The organism is Neobacillus sp. GCM10023253 (genome assembly GCF_042653105.1).
GTDB lineage: Bacteria > Bacillota > Bacilli > Bacillales > Cytobacillaceae > Neobacillus > Neobacillus citreus.
On sequence record NZ_JBHSHV010000003.1, the window covers coordinates 548,378 to 566,529 of the forward strand.

Annotated in this window: 16 protein-coding genes; 10 read left to right on the forward strand and 6 right to left on the reverse strand. The window is 39.1% G+C overall.

Features of this window, described 5'->3' with window-relative positions; all coding sequences use genetic code 11:
- Positions 1-36: 36 nt before the first annotated feature.
- The 6 genes from ACFPA1_RS03115 to ACFPA1_RS03140 all read left to right on the forward strand — a co-directional run bounded on the left by ACFPA1_RS03115 (position 37) and on the right by ACFPA1_RS03140 (position 10,794).
- Positions 37-1,110, forward strand: a complete 1,074-nt coding sequence (locus ACFPA1_RS03115) for a Wadjet anti-phage system protein JetD domain-containing protein (RefSeq protein WP_213140641.1) — start codon at positions 37-39, stop codon at positions 1,108-1,110.
- On the forward strand, positions 1,101-2,615 hold the full coding sequence (locus ACFPA1_RS03120) for a hypothetical protein (protein ID WP_378581213.1): 1,515 nt from the start codon (positions 1,101-1,103) through the stop codon (positions 2,613-2,615). Before ACFPA1_RS03115 ends, ACFPA1_RS03120 begins: the two co-directional genes overlap by 10 nt.
- A complete protein-coding gene (locus ACFPA1_RS03125) occupies positions 2,612-3,358 on the forward strand; it encodes a DUF6063 family protein (protein ID WP_213140639.1) in 747 nt (248 codons plus the stop codon). The genes ACFPA1_RS03120 and ACFPA1_RS03125 overlap by 4 nt, the downstream gene beginning before the upstream one ends.
- The gene (locus tag ACFPA1_RS03130) at positions 3,336-7,805 is read left to right on the forward strand and encodes a hypothetical protein (protein WP_378581214.1); all 4,470 of its coding nucleotides are present in this window, start codon (positions 3,336-3,338) and stop codon (positions 7,803-7,805) included. The genes ACFPA1_RS03125 and ACFPA1_RS03130 overlap by 23 nt, the downstream gene beginning before the upstream one ends.
- Positions 7,806-7,938: 133 nt before the next feature.
- Positions 7,939-8,391, forward strand: a complete 453-nt coding sequence (locus ACFPA1_RS03135) for a S1 domain-containing RNA-binding protein (RefSeq protein ID WP_213140637.1) — start codon at positions 7,939-7,941, stop codon at positions 8,389-8,391.
- Between the two features lie 915 nt (positions 8,392-9,306).
- Positions 9,307-10,794, forward strand: a complete 1,488-nt coding sequence (locus ACFPA1_RS03140) for a class I adenylate-forming enzyme family protein (protein WP_378581215.1) — start codon at positions 9,307-9,309, stop codon at positions 10,792-10,794.
- An 81-nt stretch (positions 10,795-10,875) separates the two neighbouring features.
- Here ACFPA1_RS03140 and ACFPA1_RS03145 read toward each other — a convergent pair whose 3' ends face one another.
- The gene (locus ACFPA1_RS03145; protein ID WP_378581216.1) at positions 10,876-12,132 is read right to left on the reverse strand and encodes an MFS transporter; all 1,257 of its coding nucleotides are present in this window, start codon (positions 12,130-12,132) and stop codon (positions 10,876-10,878) included.
- A gap of 207 nt (positions 12,133-12,339) precedes the next feature.
- Between ACFPA1_RS03145 and ACFPA1_RS03150 the strand changes: the two genes are divergently transcribed.
- Positions 12,340-13,272: a LysR family transcriptional regulator gene (locus ACFPA1_RS03150; RefSeq protein ID WP_378581217.1), complete on the forward strand. Its 933-nt coding sequence runs from the start codon at positions 12,340-12,342 to the stop codon at positions 13,270-13,272.
- A gap of 71 nt (positions 13,273-13,343) precedes the next feature.
- Here the strand turns inward: ACFPA1_RS03150 and ACFPA1_RS03155 are convergent, their stop codons facing one another.
- Together ACFPA1_RS03155 and ACFPA1_RS03160 are read right to left on the reverse strand one after the other, a co-directional pair.
- Complete coding sequence (locus ACFPA1_RS03155; RefSeq protein ID WP_378581218.1) at positions 13,344-13,985, reverse strand: YczE/YyaS/YitT family protein; 642 nt, start codon at positions 13,983-13,985, stop codon at positions 13,344-13,346.
- Positions 13,982-14,425, reverse strand: coding sequence for a GNAT family N-acetyltransferase (locus ACFPA1_RS03160; protein WP_378581219.1), 444 nt, complete (start codon positions 14,423-14,425; stop codon positions 13,982-13,984). The genes ACFPA1_RS03155 and ACFPA1_RS03160 overlap by 4 nt, the downstream gene beginning before the upstream one ends.
- Before the next feature lie 115 nt (positions 14,426-14,540).
- On the opposite strand from ACFPA1_RS03160, the gene ACFPA1_RS03165 reads away from it, so the two are divergent.
- The 3 genes from ACFPA1_RS03165 to ACFPA1_RS03175 all read left to right on the forward strand — a co-directional run bounded on the left by ACFPA1_RS03165 (position 14,541) and on the right by ACFPA1_RS03175 (position 16,093).
- Positions 14,541-14,993, forward strand: a complete 453-nt coding sequence (locus tag ACFPA1_RS03165; protein WP_378581220.1) for a MarR family winged helix-turn-helix transcriptional regulator — start codon at positions 14,541-14,543, stop codon at positions 14,991-14,993.
- 17 nt (positions 14,994-15,010) lie between these two features.
- Complete coding sequence (locus ACFPA1_RS03170) at positions 15,011-15,529, forward strand: GNAT family N-acetyltransferase (protein WP_378581221.1); 519 nt, start codon at positions 15,011-15,013, stop codon at positions 15,527-15,529.
- A 129-nt stretch (positions 15,530-15,658) separates the two neighbouring features.
- Positions 15,659-16,093 carry a DMT family transporter gene (locus tag ACFPA1_RS03175; RefSeq protein WP_378581222.1) on the forward strand — a complete coding sequence of 145 codons (435 nt, stop codon included), beginning with the start codon at positions 15,659-15,661 and terminating at the stop codon, positions 16,091-16,093.
- On the opposite strand, the gene ACFPA1_RS03180 is transcribed toward ACFPA1_RS03175, so the two are convergent.
- The 3 genes from ACFPA1_RS03180 to ACFPA1_RS03190 are packed head-to-tail and all read right to left on the reverse strand — an operon-like array spanning position 16,077 to position 18,001.
- A complete protein-coding gene (locus ACFPA1_RS03180; RefSeq protein WP_378581223.1) occupies positions 16,077-16,283 on the reverse strand; it encodes a hypothetical protein in 207 nt (68 codons plus the stop codon). The two genes, ACFPA1_RS03175 and ACFPA1_RS03180, sit on opposite strands and share 17 nt — an antisense overlap.
- A gap of 57 nt (positions 16,284-16,340) precedes the next feature.
- Complete coding sequence (locus ACFPA1_RS03185) at positions 16,341-17,075, reverse strand: SH3 domain-containing protein (protein ID WP_378581224.1); 735 nt, start codon at positions 17,073-17,075, stop codon at positions 16,341-16,343.
- 5 nt (positions 17,076-17,080) lie between these two features.
- On the reverse strand, positions 17,081-18,001 hold the full coding sequence (locus tag ACFPA1_RS03190; RefSeq protein WP_378581226.1) for a hypothetical protein: 921 nt from the start codon (positions 17,999-18,001) through the stop codon (positions 17,081-17,083).
- Positions 18,002-18,152: the final 151 nt, after the last annotated feature.

An 18,152-nucleotide genomic window follows, 5' to 3' on the forward strand; every position in this document is an offset into this window, starting at 1 on the left:
AGGAGTCTTTTCATGACCCTAAGAAGATATAAGTAGGTGAGTACAATCGACATCATTGAAACAAGGGTAAGAGGGTTTATTAGCGATATTCAACACCCTAAGCAAAAAAAGAAAATTAATAGTAACGATTTAGAATTTCAGTTGCGTAAGTTAGTGGATGATTATTTTGAAATGGACGGATATTCGTTGTTTTATCGCGCGATCGAAACACTGCAGGCTGAGGGACAGCTAATCCCTATTCAAAATAATCAATACAATGGTAAAACACCAGCTCTTTCCTTATATTACTGGGTAAATATAAAAGTTCAGGCCGACAAATGGGATCGTCTTGAGATGATGAAATTAAGTGATCGGTTTGATTTTTCCTATTATGAGCGGCATCCCGAATGGCAGACGAAAGAAGAGTGGCAGCGAATCCAGAATGTATATACGTTTCTAAAGTCCAGCCAGGAACGGGAAATCGTATCATTCGAAGAAAGAAGCCTGGAGCTCTTTGGCCATGAAAAATTCTTATTGGATAGTGATGAATTTCCTGATGGAAAAGGCTTTTTAACGAGAATAGGAATATCAGAGGACCAACTTAAAATGGTGAAGTATGGGGAGCCTTTTGTATTTTGGATGAAACAAGGGAAAGAAATAAAAGATATTCATAGAGTACTCATCATCGAAAATCTATCGTTCTTTCATACTTCTATTAAATTATTGGAAGCGAATCAACTCGATTATGAGCCAGAACTCATTATTTACGGGGAAGGCACGAAAATTGAACAGAGCTTTTCCTTTTTCTTTCGAATGTTTCCGCCCAAATCCTATCTATTCTACTACGCAGGTGATCTTGATGCGGCGGGGTACGGTATCCTCATCCGGCTGATCGAAAAATACCCGGATAACAGCATTCAGCCTGCCTTAAAAATTTATCGGAAAATGCTAGAATGTCGAGATCAAAAAAATGACCAGAAAATGGGGCAAACGCAAAACCTCAAATACCGTGATTTATTTTTTCAATGGTTTACAGATGAGGAGCAAGCATTATTACATCAATTATGGCAGGAAAAAAAGCGAATCCCGCAAGAGGTATTAACGATTGAAACATGGAGGAGATGGACTTGAACGAATCATGGGAAGGTTTTGCCCAGCGGATGCAACGATTAAATCCTCTGTTTGAGCTTGGCAGGGGAATGGAAGTAGGGGCGCTGAAGCCTTATGTCCAAACGATTCTCATGCAAGTGCTCCTGACCATCTTTTACCGGGAATTAAATGATGATGATCATAGACGCAAATCAGATATCAAGTATATGGTAGAGGACACCATTAAGCAAATGAAGCTGCTGGCAGATGATAAACAAATTGAACGGATTACAAGCGGGTTATTATATCAGGGAAAAGAAGAGTATAGCCAACCGTTTGAAGCCTTATATTACGATGAAATAAAACAATCATGGGAAACTCAGGTTTTCCGTTATGTCACGATGGATGAAATCTATACGAATTTAGAGTTGGGGGGATCGATCGTTTATAAACTTACGGATGTCTCTCAGGAAATGATTTTTATGAGCAGGGAGATGGCCGAAGAATTCTCCATTACAATCGAACAACTCTATAGTATGCAGCTAATTAAGAACGGTAATTTTAGAAAAGCTACCCGAAACCTCGATCACCTTATTTCACGGGTAAATCGCTTAATGGCAAAGGAATTCACTTTCCAAAAGGAAATGATAAATAATCCCAAAATCTTGCTGATGGAAGAAGAATGGCAAAGGGCCGACAATCGGGTTGAAATTGAAAAGCAATTTGAGGAAGAAAAAAATCACTTCCGGACCATTACTAGGATGATAGAGAAATCGAAACGAAGAAATGAAGAGGACCATCCTATCCAAAAGGAATTGTTCCTGCTCCAAGAAAAAATTGGCCATACAAGGCAGCTGCATGACCGCTTTGCCAAGCTAGTCATCCAAAATATCTCCTATGAGATGAAATTAAAAGCGGAAAATCCCTCCTTGTTTTGGGAAACCAGTCTGGTTTCATTTCGCGAACAGTTTTATGAAAATTGGTTAATGATAGAAGGGGTCAACAGTTTCGAGGCGATCGAACGAGTCCTTTCTCCCTTATTTTCACCGAAGAATGAATTTATTCTGCCGCTTGATTGGATCTGGGGCGAACAAGAATTTGATGAAAATCAACTAACGGATCCTGTAATCGAAGAAGAATCAGAAGAAAGCATTACTCGAGTGCGAGTGACGAACTGGGATTCAGTTGTTAAGGCATGGAGTTATGTTTTTCAGCATTTACAAACATACGGGGAGTTTTCATTAGCTGATTTATCGACGCTTCCATTAGAAGTACAGGATTTATGGTTTGAAGAATCTGAATCAATTGATTTATGGATGATGTTTGATAAAAAGCCGCTGAAGGTTCAGGTGCTGCATCGGAAAGAAGAAACATTAAGTGACGAGCGGGAAATTCTTCTTTATAAACTAATGCAGGAATATCCACAATTTCAAGTGTTTGAAGGCTTGAAAATCTTCACCATGTTTGACCATCGGGCGGAGTCTTTTCTTTGGTATCAAACGAAAATTACCCCGTTTAAGATCTGTGTACTGGAGGAAAAAAGATGAATGCAGAATCCATAAAAAAAGCATCAGCAGTCTATTTTACTCTATTAAAAGAAAAAGTAATTGACGAAAATAGCGAACATTTCGAGACGTATTTTGATCCGGAAGTGAGACAGACGGTTCTTTTATTAGCAGACGAATCAGGTACATATATTATTGAATCGCCGAAACGGATCCATTTGGTTGTCCAGCCCACTGGCTCGATCTTTGCGACGAATTTTACGCATCTGAAAGATAAACATAAGCAAATCGAATCGAAAAAGCACTTTCATCTTGTTAGTATTGTCATCATGGCATTTTTAGCGGCCATTGACAGCAACCAAGCTGCTAAAATCCGTACGAAGCGGGAAGGAATTAGCTATTACGCATTAGAGCGTCTTGTCAACGATCTGATCATGAAATGGGATAGCATTCTTAAAGCGAACTCTGCCTTCGGAGAAGAGGAAAGAATTGATATGAAGGATGTTGTGACAACCTGGAAATACATGGAGGTTGAAACGGATGATTATGGGGCTAAAAAAGGCAATAGACGAACTAGAATCGGTTTAATAGCAAGCAGCATGCGCTTATTAGAGACGGAGGGACTGATCGTCATTCTGGACCGGGATGATATTCCAAAGGCAATCCCGAAACAGGAGCTGTTTGAGCGAATTGAATACCTCTATCACGATTATGATCGTTATGAATTATTCAAAAAATTAATGACTGCGGAGGTGGGGGAGCATGCCGAAAATCCATCGAATTAGAATTGTAGGCCTGAAGTATGATGGCATGCAAAAGCAATATAAAGATACCACCTTTCACTTTCATAATGGCGAGACATCCACAAATGGCCTTATTGCAATGATGAATGGGGGCGGGAAAGGAGTATTTCTGCAAACCATCTTCCAAATACTTAAACCTGGAACCTCATGGGGAAAACAAAACAATCGTTATTATCAGCAGTTCTTTTTTAATAATAAAGAGCAATTTATTCCTTATACCTTTCATGTTCTCATTCAATGGGAATTGGACGGTTCAGACCGCAGGCATCTGGTAACGGGAGGAATGTTCTCAGCCGAACAGCGGATTTCGATGAATGAAGAAAATGGCAATGATCGCAAAACCTTGGAACAGGAAGCCAAGATCATCCCTAATATTACGTTTTACACAAGAGAATTTGAACGGAAAGAAGAGGTATCGCTAGAGCATATTCCATTATTTGAAAATGATGAAGTTGCTGATACTGAAAGCCTGAAGGACTATTTAAAATGGAATGGCTACGATGTTTACCGAGATACCAAGAAACACTATCGCATTCTTGATACATACGGAATTAACCGTAAAGATTGGGATATTATGAAGGACATTAACAAGGATGAAGGCGGCGTTGGCAAATACTTTGAGGGGGCCGAGGATGATCATTCCCTATTCCAAAAACGAATCATTCCTACGGTTAGTCAAGTGTTGCACCGGACAGAAGAGCAAAAGAACGATCTTGTTGAGATTTTCAAGAGTCAGGCGAGTATCGCAAAGGATTTGCCTATTCTTCTAAAAAGAGAGCAGGCACATAAGGAATTTTTAGAAGACATTGTCCCTTTTGAAGAGAACTTGGCTAAAGGTGCCGAACATAAAGACATTGTGCAAGCAAGTATAAAGGAAGGAAGACAACTATTAGGTGCTTTGGAACATTTAAAGCAATCCGAAGAGGAAATGCTGCTTGTTTTAAAGGAAGACATTGAAAAATTAACGATAAGGCAAGCTGATTTACGCTATCAAAAAGACAATCTAGAATTTGCAAAAGCTCACCGAGAGGTACTGGATTGGGAGAAGAAATTAGGAGAAGAAAAGAATAAGCATACTTCCTTACAAGCAATTGTTCAGGAGAAACAAGAACGAAAAGAACAGCTAGCCTTTCAGGTATTATTAAAGGAGTGGAGTGAAAACGAGCAAAGTATTCGCGCTCTTTCACAGCAGATTGCTACATTAGAACAAAATAGCGGCCTAGAGCAAGTAAATCAACGAATGGATGAAATCAAAAAAGAAGCAGGTAAGCAATGGGATCAGTCTTATCTTTCCATTAAAGAAGCTGTTAAGCAGTATCTGGGCTATCAAAAGTTCTTGAAGAAAAAAGGAAACGACCTGTCGCAGCAGGAGAAACTAAAGACTGGTGAGATTGCTCGGCTTAGTACGGAAATTGATCTCCTATATACACAAATGCATACATTTGAGTCTAAGGAAGAAAACCTCATTAAAGAATTTGGTGACCGGATAACCTATGATTTAAAGGGCTTTATCGAGTTTCTTTCTAAACAAATTGACAACAAAAAGGTTTCGATAGAAGAGCTGCAAGCAAAAGATAAAGAATCTAGTGAAGCGCAAAACGAATTAGCCACTATACATGGTACGCTTGTCCAATCGATTCAGTTTTCGGAAGAAAAATGTGAAAAACTAAAGCAAGCAAATGAGGAGCAAACACAAAAAGAAGCAAAACTGTTGGATCGTCTTCGTGGATTGTTAGATGATGTCGCGGCACCACTAACTCATGCGCTTCTTTCGAAATATGTCATCCAAATTGAAGACATACTAGGCAATAATAGGGAACAAGCTGAACAAATTAAAAAAGATTTATGGGAAATTCAACTGGATCATTCCTTAAATGATGAGCACTTCTGGATTCCGAATAAAGATGTGAAAGAATTAAAAGAATGGATTGATGAAAAAACTGGCATCGATGTGTTTTATGGAACGCAATTTCTCCAATCTTTAAGTAAAGAAGAGCTTGCAAATCACCTTGAATCCTATCCGCTCCTTCCGTATGGGTTAGTTGTTAGCGGACAGCAATGGCAAAAAATTAATCAGCAGGTTCTTTCCGGAAGAATGTTCAAAAGTCCTGTTCCGATCTTTTTGCGTGAGGAAATGAACAGTGAAAATCACCAGCCAACCTTTGTGATAATTAACGGAACTGAGAAAGAGCTATTAACGGATAAAAATCAATTTACCAACTGGAAAATTAGTATTGCTAAGCAAATAGAAGAAAAGAAAGAAACACTTATTGAAATTGAAAAGACAGAAACTTCATTGCGTCGTATTCTAAAAGAAATGGATCGATTTTTATCACACGAGCTTGCGGTGGATATCGAGAGAGAGCTTAATCAGGAACAGTATACTCTTCATTCTATGAAGACGAAATTACAGGAAATCACAACACAGCAGCAAAAAGAAAAAGAATTGCAGCTCCAGCTAAAAGAACAGATTGAGACGGCAAAAGTAAAAATTGAAACGCTGACAAAAGATGTAGAAACATTAACGGAATATGAGCGTGAAAAGCTAATTCATCAAGAAAATAAACGTTTGAAGTTAGAGAAAGAGAAACAAAAGGAAGCCGCGAGTTTAGCGCAGCAGGAAATAGGAAAAGAGCACCAACATATCATTGACCTGCAAACCAAGTGGCATCAAACGTATTTAGAATGGAAGGTTACAACCGAGCAAACGATTAAAGAGATTGGCGTCTTTATTGAAACAGCGGTATTTCCTCCTGATGAAAAAGTAGAGCAGTGTGAAGACATCCCACGGTTGTCAGCTCATTTATTAGAGGAGCTAAATGGCAGTATTGAAGAGTTAAAACAGCTCCAAAAATCAAAAGAAGAACAAGCAAGAGAATTGCTGGTTATTCAAGCAAAAAAAGAAACAGAACAAAAGCAGCAAAATAAATTAGAGAAAAAACTAGATACCTATAATAAGGAGTGGAAAGACGCTCCGGAACCAGATGAACCTATAAGCATATTAGAAAATATGCTGCAAACAGCCCAAAAGGAAGCGAAGACGGCGGAAAAAGAAGAACGGGAACAAGGAACGGCTGTAACCGTCGCAGAAACTTCCTTAAAGCATGCAATTGTTCAGCGTGATAAGTCAGGAAAGAAAGTGGCCAAACATGAAAAGCCGCCTGAAGAATGGGAAGAGCTTGACTTAGAAGTAAAGGGTGTAGAAATACAAGACCAAACGAAACAAACGCTAGAGGAAGTAAAGCAGGCTGAAAAGCGCCAAAAAGAAATAGACTCCAACATTGCGGGTTTCGAAGGGGATTTGTTAACATTATCCGTGGTCCTTAAGGAGGAAGCGGCAGCCTTTACTGATATGGATGTAGAAAAAATCAGGAGTCAAGGGAAAGCATGTATCATATCCTGGTGTGAAAAACATCAAGCGATTCAGGAAGAAGGCAAAGAGAAGCATGCGAAAATCGAACAATCCTTACGTAATGTAAAGCAGACGATTGAAGGAAAGGATTGGGAGATTCGTTTTAAAAATGAAGTATTAACAACATTAGACCATATGGATACAAGGCATTATTCGCATATTCAAAGCATCGTTAAAAATATGAAGCGCTTCTCACAAGGTGGTTTGGAACAATTAGAACGGGACAAAGAACGGGCAGAAAAGGCTCAAAACTTCTGGGCCAGCCGGGCAAGCATGAAGGTGATGAGTATTTCAGAGGCGATCCGTTCGATAATTGCAAAGATGAAGCTGAAAAATGAACGAGGATCCTTCCCGCTTGTGCAGCTAAAAGAAGATATTTTACCTAAAAAGCCCGAAGATATCGAGCCGCTGCTGAAGCAGCATTTTGTCGCTGCCATCAACAAAATTACCAAACAATTTGATACGATTGATCACAATAATCTTGCTGTAGACCAAGAAATAAAACAACTTATTAGTGATGAGCAGATTTTGTTTGTATCACTACGAAATAGATACCCGGAGCTTCTCGTCTATAACATGCGGACGGATAATGCCTTTATGTACGGAAAACCGCAAAGAGAACATTATTCAACCTGGCAGACCATTAATCAAGGTTCAAAGACGAAATCAGATGGCAGTGGAGGACAAAAGCTGTCTGCCCGAATGGTTATGATGATGATGTTATTGTCAGTTAAAAATGAGTCAGATCAAAGCTGGGTTCCTTTAGTCTGTGATAATCCGTTCGGACAAGCCGCATCAGCACATGTCCTCGACCCGATTTTCTCAGTCGCCGAAAAACTGAAGTTCCAATTCATCGTCGTCACTCCGCCCGAACTGGTGAAGACGGAAATCAGCCGAAGATTCGATGCCTATTATAAATTGGACTTCATTCGTGAAAAAGGAAAAGAAATTGTTTCCGACACAATTGTTCCAGCATATCGAATTTATCAGGGAACTGAAGCAGCTCAGGTAAGATGAAATATTGAAAAATACTTTGAAACCATTTATAATTAGTAGAATATTAACCAAGCAATCAATATCAATTGTTTCAGTTTGTTTAATTTGTTATAATTAAGTGTTTTTAACATTCTTGAGGGGGAAAACCATTAATATGTCAGTAGAAATTGGCAGCAAAGTACAAGGTAAAGTAACAGGCATTACTAATTTCGGAGCTTTTGTGGAATTACCGGATGGATCAACAGGTCTTGTGCATATCAGTGAAGTAGCGGATAGCTATGTTAAAGATGTAAATGACCATCTTAAAATAGGCGACCAAGTTGAAGTAAAAGTAATTAGTATGAAAGACGGGAAAACTTCCTTGTCCATTAAAAAGGCGGTTGATAAACCCGAAGGACAAAGCTCTTCTTATTCTCAACGCCCATCACGTCCGGGTGGTAGAGGGGATAACCGTTCCAAAGACTTTCGTTCAAAAGGTAATTTCAAACCAAAGGAAAGTTTTGAAGATAAAATGGCTAAATTTTTAAAGACTAGTGAAGAAAATTTGTCTACCCTAAAACGTAACAGTACTGCAAAACAGGGCGGTAGAGGTGGAAGACGCGGATAATTTGCTGCGATTTTTATCTTTCATCATATAGGTAGAGAGGCTGATCCAAAAGGTTGTTGAAAGACTACACTTTTGGGTCAGCTTTTTATTTGGCTCTTTTCTAAATGAATGTTGCTTTCCGAATTTAAAAACTGCACCAAGTAAGAAGGAATAACTTATTGCCTTGTTATATGCGACCGAACACTCGGAAAAATAATTTGTCCAGTCGCATAAAGCTATTCTATGCTCCTCAACGCTGAAGAAAATCAGCAGTCTAGTCGTATATAGCCTTTCTATGCTCCCCAACGCTTAAAAAAATTAGCGGTTCGGTCGCATAAAGCCATTGTATGCCCCCCAACGCATTAAAAAATCAGAGGTTCGGTCGCATAAAGCCATTGTATGCTCCCCAACGTTTTAAAAAATCAGAGGTTCGGTCGCATAAAGCCATTGTATGCTCCCCAACGCTTTAAAAAATCAGAGGTTCGGTCGCATAAAGCCATTGTATGCTCCCAAACGCTTAAAAAAATTAGCGGTTCGGTCGCATAAAGCCATTGTATGCTCCCCAACGCTTAAGAAAATCAGCAGTCCGGTCGCATAAAGCCATTGTATGCTCCCCAACTCTTAAAAAAATTAGCGGTTCGGTCGCATAAAGCCATTCTATGCTCCCCAAATCTTGAAAAAATCAGCGGTCCAGTCGCATAAAGCCATCCTATGTTCCCAATTCTTGAAAAAATCAGAGGTTCAGTCGCCTAGGAAAAAAACACAATATTTACGAAAGGAGCTTTTTATTTTTATTCTAATGTGACAGGAACAAAGTAGATTCTGAGCTCGGCAGAAACCTGCGGGAATTTGTTGAATAAAGAGGAATTTTAGAAAATATAGAGAACTATTTAGTTTATTCGGAAAATTCCTAATAAAGAAGTGGGGTTGTATTAAATGTTTGTCTCAGAACAATTAGAAGAACATGTAAAGCTGCAGCCGGACAAGGTGATTACCGCTTATCAGGGCAGGGAGATGACCTACGGCCAATTATACCAGCAGGCGAAAAATTTAGCTGGGTATTTCCAGGAGAAGGGCTACCAAAAGGATGACATCATTGCGGTCTATCTGCCCAACTCTGATTATTTTGTGATTTGTTATTATGCCTGCCAGCTGGGCGGGTTTTCGGTGATGCCCGTCAATACGAAATTAACTGCACCGGAAGTGGAGTATATTTTCAGCCATTCTGAAGCGAAAGCAATCATTTATGATGTAAGGTATGAAGCCCAACTGAATCAGATTTCCTTTGAGCAGTTTAAGGACCGTTTAGCAGTTGGCGGCGAGGATTCGTTACTGGCAGTTTTAGCGGACGACAAAATCCCTTTTCAGCCTGTCAAGATTGATCAGGATGATACAGCGGTTGTTTTTTACACATCCGGAACGACTGGCAAGCCCAAAGGGGTTATGTTATCAGCCGGAAATGTCCGTGCGGCTGCTCAAATTTGGTCAGATGTAATGGAAATAACCGCAGCTGACCGCATGCATATCGTGACCCCGCTGTTCCACTGTGCTGCGAGCCATTGTTTTACGGTTCCTACTATTTATAAGGGAGGTACAGTGGTAATTGAGGAGGCTTTTTCACCTGAGCAAACCTTGAGGACAATGGAAAAAGAAAAGGTGACCATTTTCTTTGGAGTCCCGGCCATCTATAGTATTCTATTAAATACTCCTAAAATGGCAGAAACTGATTTATCTAGGCTCCGTTTGTTCACGTACGGGGCGGCTCCTATGCCATATGAGCTGGTCCGTACGGTAAAGGAACGCTATCCTGATGTAAAAGTACAAAACTTATATGGCCAGACAGAAAATTCACCTGGAGCTACAACCTTAAAGGACCATTATGCACTGGACAAAGTCGGTTCTGTCGGCGAACCATTGCCAGGGCTTGAGGTGCAGGTGGTTGATGAGTTTGGCGAGCCAGTACCAACCGGGGAAGTAGGAGAAATCGTTGTAAAAGGACCGCTTGTGATGAAGGGTTACTTGAAGAATGAAGAAGCTACCCGGCAGGCATTAAAAAATGGCTGGTTATACAGCGGAGATTTAGGCCGATTTGACCAGGATGGACTGTTATATATCGTAGACCGGAAAAAGGATATGATTAACCGTGGCGGCGAAAACGTTTATCCCGTGGAGGTCGAAGAAGTTCTTTATCAAATTCCGGAAATCTTGGAGGCTGCTGTAGTCGGCGTCCCACATCCTATTTACGGTGAAGTCCCAAAAGCGTTCGTGGTCCCTAAAGAAGGAAGGACACTTACAGAAGAAGACGTCCTCACCTACTGCAAAACAAAACTGGCTAAATACAAACTGCCCGTGGAACTAGACTTTCTCGATACATTACCACGTAATGCGAGTGGAAAAGTCCTGAAACACGTTTTACGGGGATAAGCATGGAGGAAGCAGAAGAATGGTTTTCTGCTTCCTTTCTACTGTACTTAGCAATTATGGGCAATTGTTCGCCCAATTATATTATTTTACGAGAGTATGCTGTTCAATTAGCTTTACTTGCTTATTAAATGATAGATGTTTTGGCAATGTAAGGGAAGTTAAGCTAGCAATAATCGCAAGTGCAGCAGCAGTAATAAAGGAATATAAATGAGTGCCAAAAGCATCATATAACCAGCCTCCAAGAAACGAACCCAAGGCTGCCCCTATTTGATGTCCGAAGTATGCCCAGCCATTTAAGATGCCAAGTAAACGTGTTCCATAAAGATCTCCTAAAATAGCGGTAGACATAGCAACAGACCCTGACCACACTAATCCGCCGCTAAATGCTACAATAAAGAGCTGCAAATTCGTTGCTGCCAAAACTAAACCTAAAAATCCAAGGCCGCGAACAAAATACACTAAAAATAAAATATTTTTTCTAGGGAAACGATCTGCGATGTGACCTAAAATAAATGTACTGAACATGGCTACAATCCCAATCATTCCAACACCAAAAGAGGCAACCATTGGCTCAAAATGATGATCCATTAACATAGGTACCCCATGAGAACCTAATAGATTCATCCCAAACCCACAAGCGAATAAGCCTAGAACGATTTTCCAATAAGCATTTGTCTTTACTGCATCTCTCATATTAATTTCTGATGGTTCTTGTTTTTCTAGAATGCCGACAGGTCCTATCATGTCAGCCCCTTCTGGAACATTTTCCCGCATAATAAAAATGGCGGAAGGAACAGTGATACAGATGAATACGCCTGCAAATATAAGAAGAGTATGCTGCCACCCAACAAGCTGGATTAGCCACGTTTCTAGAGGGGTCATAACGGCAATACCGGCCATTCCACCTGTTGCCAGATAAAAAAGTGCTTTTCCTCTTTGCCTAACAAACCATTTACTGACAATAGGGGATAATGAGACATTGCTTAAAAAGGAAAGCCCAAGTGATAGAAAAACACCAAAAGAAAGCAGAAAAGAAACAAGCTCTTTGCTGTTGACCGTCCACACGATTGATAAACAAACAATCGTTAATCCCGTTAAAATCATAAAACGCGTGCTTAAAGTTTTCAAAAGAAGTCCCGCGATTGGCATTCCGATCCCATAAACAATCATTCCAAGGGCAACAATGACCGATAGCTCAGTTCGAGACAGATCTAAATCGTTCATAACTGGTTTAATAAAAGGGCCAATTCCCATCCGTATTCCATTTGAAAGCAAAACAATAATGGTCGCAGATATAACAATATACCAACCATAATAAGGACGTTTGTCGTTATCCATGTTCAATACTTCTTTGTTTTTCGCTAAAGGAAGCGAGTAATGTTTGTTTTCTAGCCAATCCCAAACCCCTCCTGTTGATAAATAAATGGTTTATCATTTCCCCTTCTTTATAGAAAAAATTATAATACGGTATAATTGATAAGAAAAATATATTTGTATTATTGTAGGTATAAGAATTTCTTATATCATAAGGTGGTTTTTGAATTAATGGAGCTAAGACAGTTAACTTACTTCATCGAAGTGGCGAGACTAAATAATTTTACAAGAGCAGCCGAACGACTAAAAATTGCTCAACCGGCTCTCTCGCAACAGATACGTAATTTGGAACAAGAACTTGGCGTAAAACTATTTAAACGAACTGGACGAGGAGTAGCATTAACAGAGGCAGGGGAGCAATTCTTTATTGGTGCTGAAAAGACTTTAGCTGAAGCGCAAAAGACAAAAGACTCAGTTAAAGAGGTTATAAACGACCCGCACGGCACCATTATGGTAGGAGCGCTAGAATCCCTAGTACAAACTAGGCTGCCAAAGTTGCTCGTAGAGTTTGGGAAAGCGTACCCTGGGATTAAAGTGTTTATAAGGGAAAATACGACTGAACCGCTGCTAGATGCTCTGAAAAAGGGAGAATTAGAGCTTGCCTTGGCCCACGGCTTGGATGTTAAATACTCACCGCATTTACTAAATTTAGTTACGCTAAAGGGGATTTGCTCCAAACCACTATATCAAGATGAATTGGTTTTGGCCGTCGCCAACGGACATCCACTGGAAAATAAAAAAACAATTTCCATTAATGAGCTTAGAGAAGAATCATTTGTATCCTTTAAGGAAGGGTCCGGAATCCGTTCGCAATTAATTGCGGCGTGCCTTAGAGAAGGTTTTGAGCCACTTATTGCATACGAGTGTGCTTCTCCCAGAACACTGGTGGCTGAGGGACTAGGAGTTTCCGTTCTCCCGCGTTTAATGGCTGAGTCCCCGGGACCATCAGTTTCTATTTTGAACTTGGACCCTCCTCTTTCACGCTGGGTTTCTGTCTTTTACTGTGAGGGACGATATCTATCACCGTGCGCGAAGATTTTTTTGCGTTTTGTGGAGAAATACCTTGCTTCTGAAATAGCAGGGGAAGAATACGGAGTGAGGTAAGAGGATAGGGCTAGTGGGTCAGTCCCTAGTTACTTTTCTACGTTAATCTGGCGGGGGACTGACCCTCAGTTTCAATCTTTATCATAATTTGGTGATGTACTAGGACGCGTCAATATGCGGACCAATACTTTTTCAGTAATTGGCATAAAGTAATTAAGGATTAGTCCCCCTAAACAAACGGTTAATAAAGTTCCCACGCCAATGGGTCCATTTAACATCATTGCCATGATCAAGAATACGAGATAAATGAATGTTCTCGAAAAAAATAGATTTGTTCTAGTTAATTCTTGGATGATTAAGGTTAACCGGTCAACTGGAATCGGGGCAAAATTTGTGTGTAAATAGGTTGCCGTTCCTAATCCAATCACAACTAAGCCGAGTCCAAAACAAACCACTTTGCTGTACCATAGTTCAGGTGTTATCAAATTGTGCAATAGAAAAAGCCACATATCAATACCAATGCCCGTTATCAATGCTGTTAACAACCCCAAAACCTCTGGTTTTTGTCTTTTTAAAAAGGAATTACAACATATCAGGATTAAAGCTATTATGATTTCCCAGCTTCCTACAGTAAGCCCCACATTTTTGGACAATCCCACTAAAAGTGCATCAAAAGGAGATTTTCCAAGGTCGGATTGTATCGTGAAAGAAATACCAAGGGTTAAGATTAAAATTCCTATTACATAAAAAACATATCTCGATCTCATTATCATTTTATAGTAGATAAATCTTTGAGCATGAGAATATGTGGGATTCCATCTTCCATAAAGATTGCCGATGAAGTCCGATAGCCAAGTTTTTTATAAAATCCTTCTGCCTGCGTTTGTCCATGTAATTTAACCTGTGAGGCTCCCCGTTCTTCAGCGATTTCTTCTAACGCTTTTATAATGATTTTTCCAATGCCAAATTTACGGAAAGGTTCAAGGATACAGATTCTCTCCAATTTACCTACTCCATTGATAAACCTTATCCTTCCCGTTCCGACGGGTTGTTCATTGTAATGGACTAATACGTGTTCGCAAGTTCCCTCAATTGTATCAAATTGATCAAATTCGTCTTCTAATGGAACGCCTTGTTCTTTTACAAATACTTGTTTCCGAATAGCAAATGCTGCTCTTAAATCTTCATCAATCGTTATTCTTTTTATATACATTTTTTTCAGTCCTTTAACAAAGAAATTTTGTTGCAAATGCAACAAAGATAAGTTAAATTTAATCTATATCATTTTTGTTGCATTTGCAACAAAAATATGTGCAAAGGAGTTTATAATGAAGGAAATTCTTCGTGAAATCGGTATGATTGCAAGGGCGTTAGATTCTATCAGTAATATAGAATTTAAAGAATATGACCTTACAAAGGGGCAATATTTGTACCTAGTGCGAATATGTGAAAATCCGGGAATCATTCAAGAAAAGTTAGCTGAAATGACAAAAGTAGATCGAACAACAGCAGCCCGTGCGATAAAAAAACTTGAGATGAATGGTTTTATAGAAAAGAAAGACGATCAACATAACAAGAAAATTAAGAAGCTCTTTCCAACAGAGAAAGGGAAAAATGTTTATCCTTTTATAAGACGTGAAAATGATTATTCCAACACCGTTGCATTAGAGGGGTTTTCCGAAAGTGAAGTAGAAACCATTTTCAATCTTCTTCAAAGAGTAAGAAAAAATGTAGAAAAAGACTGGGAATTTGTCAAAAAGGGAAACAAGAGATTTTATTAAAGGAGCGAAATATAAAAATGACTATCAATATTAAAAAATGCACCCTAGAAGATTTACACACCCTTCAAGAAATTAGTTATGAAACATTTAACGAGACATTTAAGGATCAGAATTCACCCGAAAATATGATTGCCTATTTAGAAAGGGCATTTAACTTAAACCAATTAAAAATAGAATTATCTAATCTTTCTTCGCAATTCTTTTTCATTTATTTTAATAATGACGTGGCTGGATATTTAAAGGTCAATATCAATGATGCTCAGTCTGAAGAAATGGGTGAGGAATCGCTTGAAGTTGAAAGGATTTATATAAAGAAAGAATTCCAAAAACATGGGCTTGGTAAAGACCTACTAAATAAAGCGCTGGAAATTGCGATGGAACGTAATAAAAAGAAAATCTGGCTAGGTGTATGGGAAAAGAATGAAAATGCTATTGCTTTTTATAAAAAAATGGGGTTTGTTCAAACGGGGGCACACTCTTTTTATATGGGGGATGAAGAACAAACGGACTTTATAATGGCCAAAACACTGATATAACTTTTTTGGAAAGGTGGATTTGCGGCCAATGCTGCACGTCCTTTTTCTGTTATAATTTCTTGTAGTTGAATAGATAAAATGAGGTGTTTTCTTAGTTTTTGAATAATCTAAAAAACATGGAGGCTGATTATGAATTGGATTATGACCCTTCTCGCTGTTATAGCAGGTATATCTATTGGTACTCAAGCGGGAATTAATGGAGGTTTAGGAAAGAAAATCGGGGTAATTGAGGGTGCGTTTGTTTCGTTTGCTATTGGTACATTAATCTTATTAGTGTGTACTATTTTTCTAGGTAAGGGGAACCTGTTAAACGTGTTCTCAGTTCCAAAATGGCAATTAACAGGCGGATTGTTAGGAGCTATATATGTGCTGGTTATGGTATTAGCTGTACCGAAAATAGGAGTAGCTACAACAATTGTATCCGTTATATTAGGCCAAGTATTAATAAGTGGAGTAATTGATCATTTCGGTCTTTTTGGTGGGAAACAAATTCCTTTTGATTGGCAAAGAGGTATTGCCGCTCTTTTACTAGGAGTTTCATTATTTCTTATGTACAAAAAATAACGGGTTTAAATATACCAATTGCCGGGCTGAACCCATACATTTCTATTTCCTCAAAGCAATCATATTTTTTTATTTCATCTCCCTTTTCTGTGCTTTTTTTATATGGAAGAGAACTTTCTGTTTTAGTTGGAGATTCACAGTTTGATAAAATTGGAAAGAGCTTTAAATAAGGAGAGCGGACTATTCCCATTGGAGTCTACTCTCCTAATTTGGGTTGTTCTATGAATTGGAAAAAGGATCAAATTTATTATTTTTCCCTGACAATCAAGGCAGAAATCCAGCCTTTGACTCCGTTTGCGGTTTCAACCTTTAGCCACTTAATTCCTTTTGAATCTACTTGTTCTTCATTTAGAAAGTGGATGATTTCTCCATTTGTAATCGTGTAAAGACGTGGTGCGGTTAGTGTGGGAGCTTCCCGAATGTTTCCTCCGTCTTTATATTGCTTATTTAAAATAAATTCTTTTTGAACAGGGGAAGCCAAGGTTGTTTGTACGGGTACAGGTTCTTGGTTTAACCAAGCTTCAGCTTTCTTCCATTTTTCTGTATACCACTTATTTGGATTGCTGATGATTGCCGCTGTCAGCAAAATTACTAATGTGGTGGCAGAGTAGAAGGTCCATCTTTTCAACCTTGTCCTATTCCTTTTCCGTTTCATGAAAAGCTGAATGATTTTGTTGAAAAAACCATCGAGCAAGGCAAACATTCCTTCAATGATCTCAATCCAAACAGGTATGCCAGCTTCTCCTGTTTCTCTCCGTCTTTTTTGCATCGTGCAAATGAATGCCATGATTGGATAAGACATGAGATACAGCATTTTTTTCAACAAATGGGCCAACAGGTTTAAAACAGGCGGAACAAAGTACAACAAAATCAGCCTTACAAGCTGCAGTAGAACAAAGAGAACCAAAAAAATACGCAACCATTCCGGCAGGGCAGAAATAGGTGACCAAATCCAAAACAGCTGTTTTAAAATGGATTCCACAATCGCTAATCTCCTTTATTTAGATAGGATTGAAGTTCTTTCCTTGGACTATCAATCTGTTTTTTTCTATTGCTGTTTTCCAGATTAACAGGGAGATAGGGGAACAGTTTTTTTAGCTTGGCCAATCTTTGTTCTGCCTCAAACTGATCAATAGAGTGATCGTTAATCAAGTTTAAAAGTTGTTTGTTTACCTCATATTTAAAGGATCGATTTTGACTAAACTCAGATTCCACTAACCGTTTTGCCATTTCATTCTTTTCTCCAAGCTTCCCTGCCGTGATAAAATCACCCGCTTGAAGGGCTTCTTTAATGGAGGCAGAAATCCGACGTGCTTCCTCCAAGTCGAGAGCCTCTTGATAGGCAGATAGTTCTGCGTTCCGGTCTAAATCGGCAATCGCCTCATCATGGTGCTGGTCCCGAATACCTTGCCGGGTCAAAACACGAACATTTCGCACCACAATCCCAGCCTCTCGTAACACCTTCACCAATCTTGATGTTTGAAAAAATTCTCCAATATGCCGGGCAAAACTCAGTTCCTCTTCAATAGGATAAAATCTTGCTTCCGATTCCACCCAGAAGGGAAGATTGTTGTGAAAAATGTCACCAATTTCTCCAGCATTTTGTTGAACTAACAATTCGGGGTGTTCAACGGCAATATCGATAGAAAAATTGACAGAAAAGCTTCTTCCTCTTGTGGCCGAGGGAACTTCCTCATTGTAGGTGAAGGTTTGCTGCTGCATATTGACGGTATAAACTCTTTTATATTTGCCCATCCGCAATTCACTGCGTGTCAAACGCTCTCCATTTTTAACTGCAAGGTGTTCATTGTCGTTATTAACATAAACAAAGGCATAAGACATAGATGACGCCGGCGGTTTTTCCAAAAAGCTAAATTTCACGTCTTTAATGTCTTCAATAAAATTCATTAGGTATCTCCTCCCGGTTAAGGTCACTTATACTTGTCTACATTCTATGCAGATAATCTGCAGAAAAGCCCCTATATCTTTGTTATAGGAAAAAGGTACCCCATACCAAATGATAAACTGACTGTTCCATTATTCTTATTTTTGACAAGCG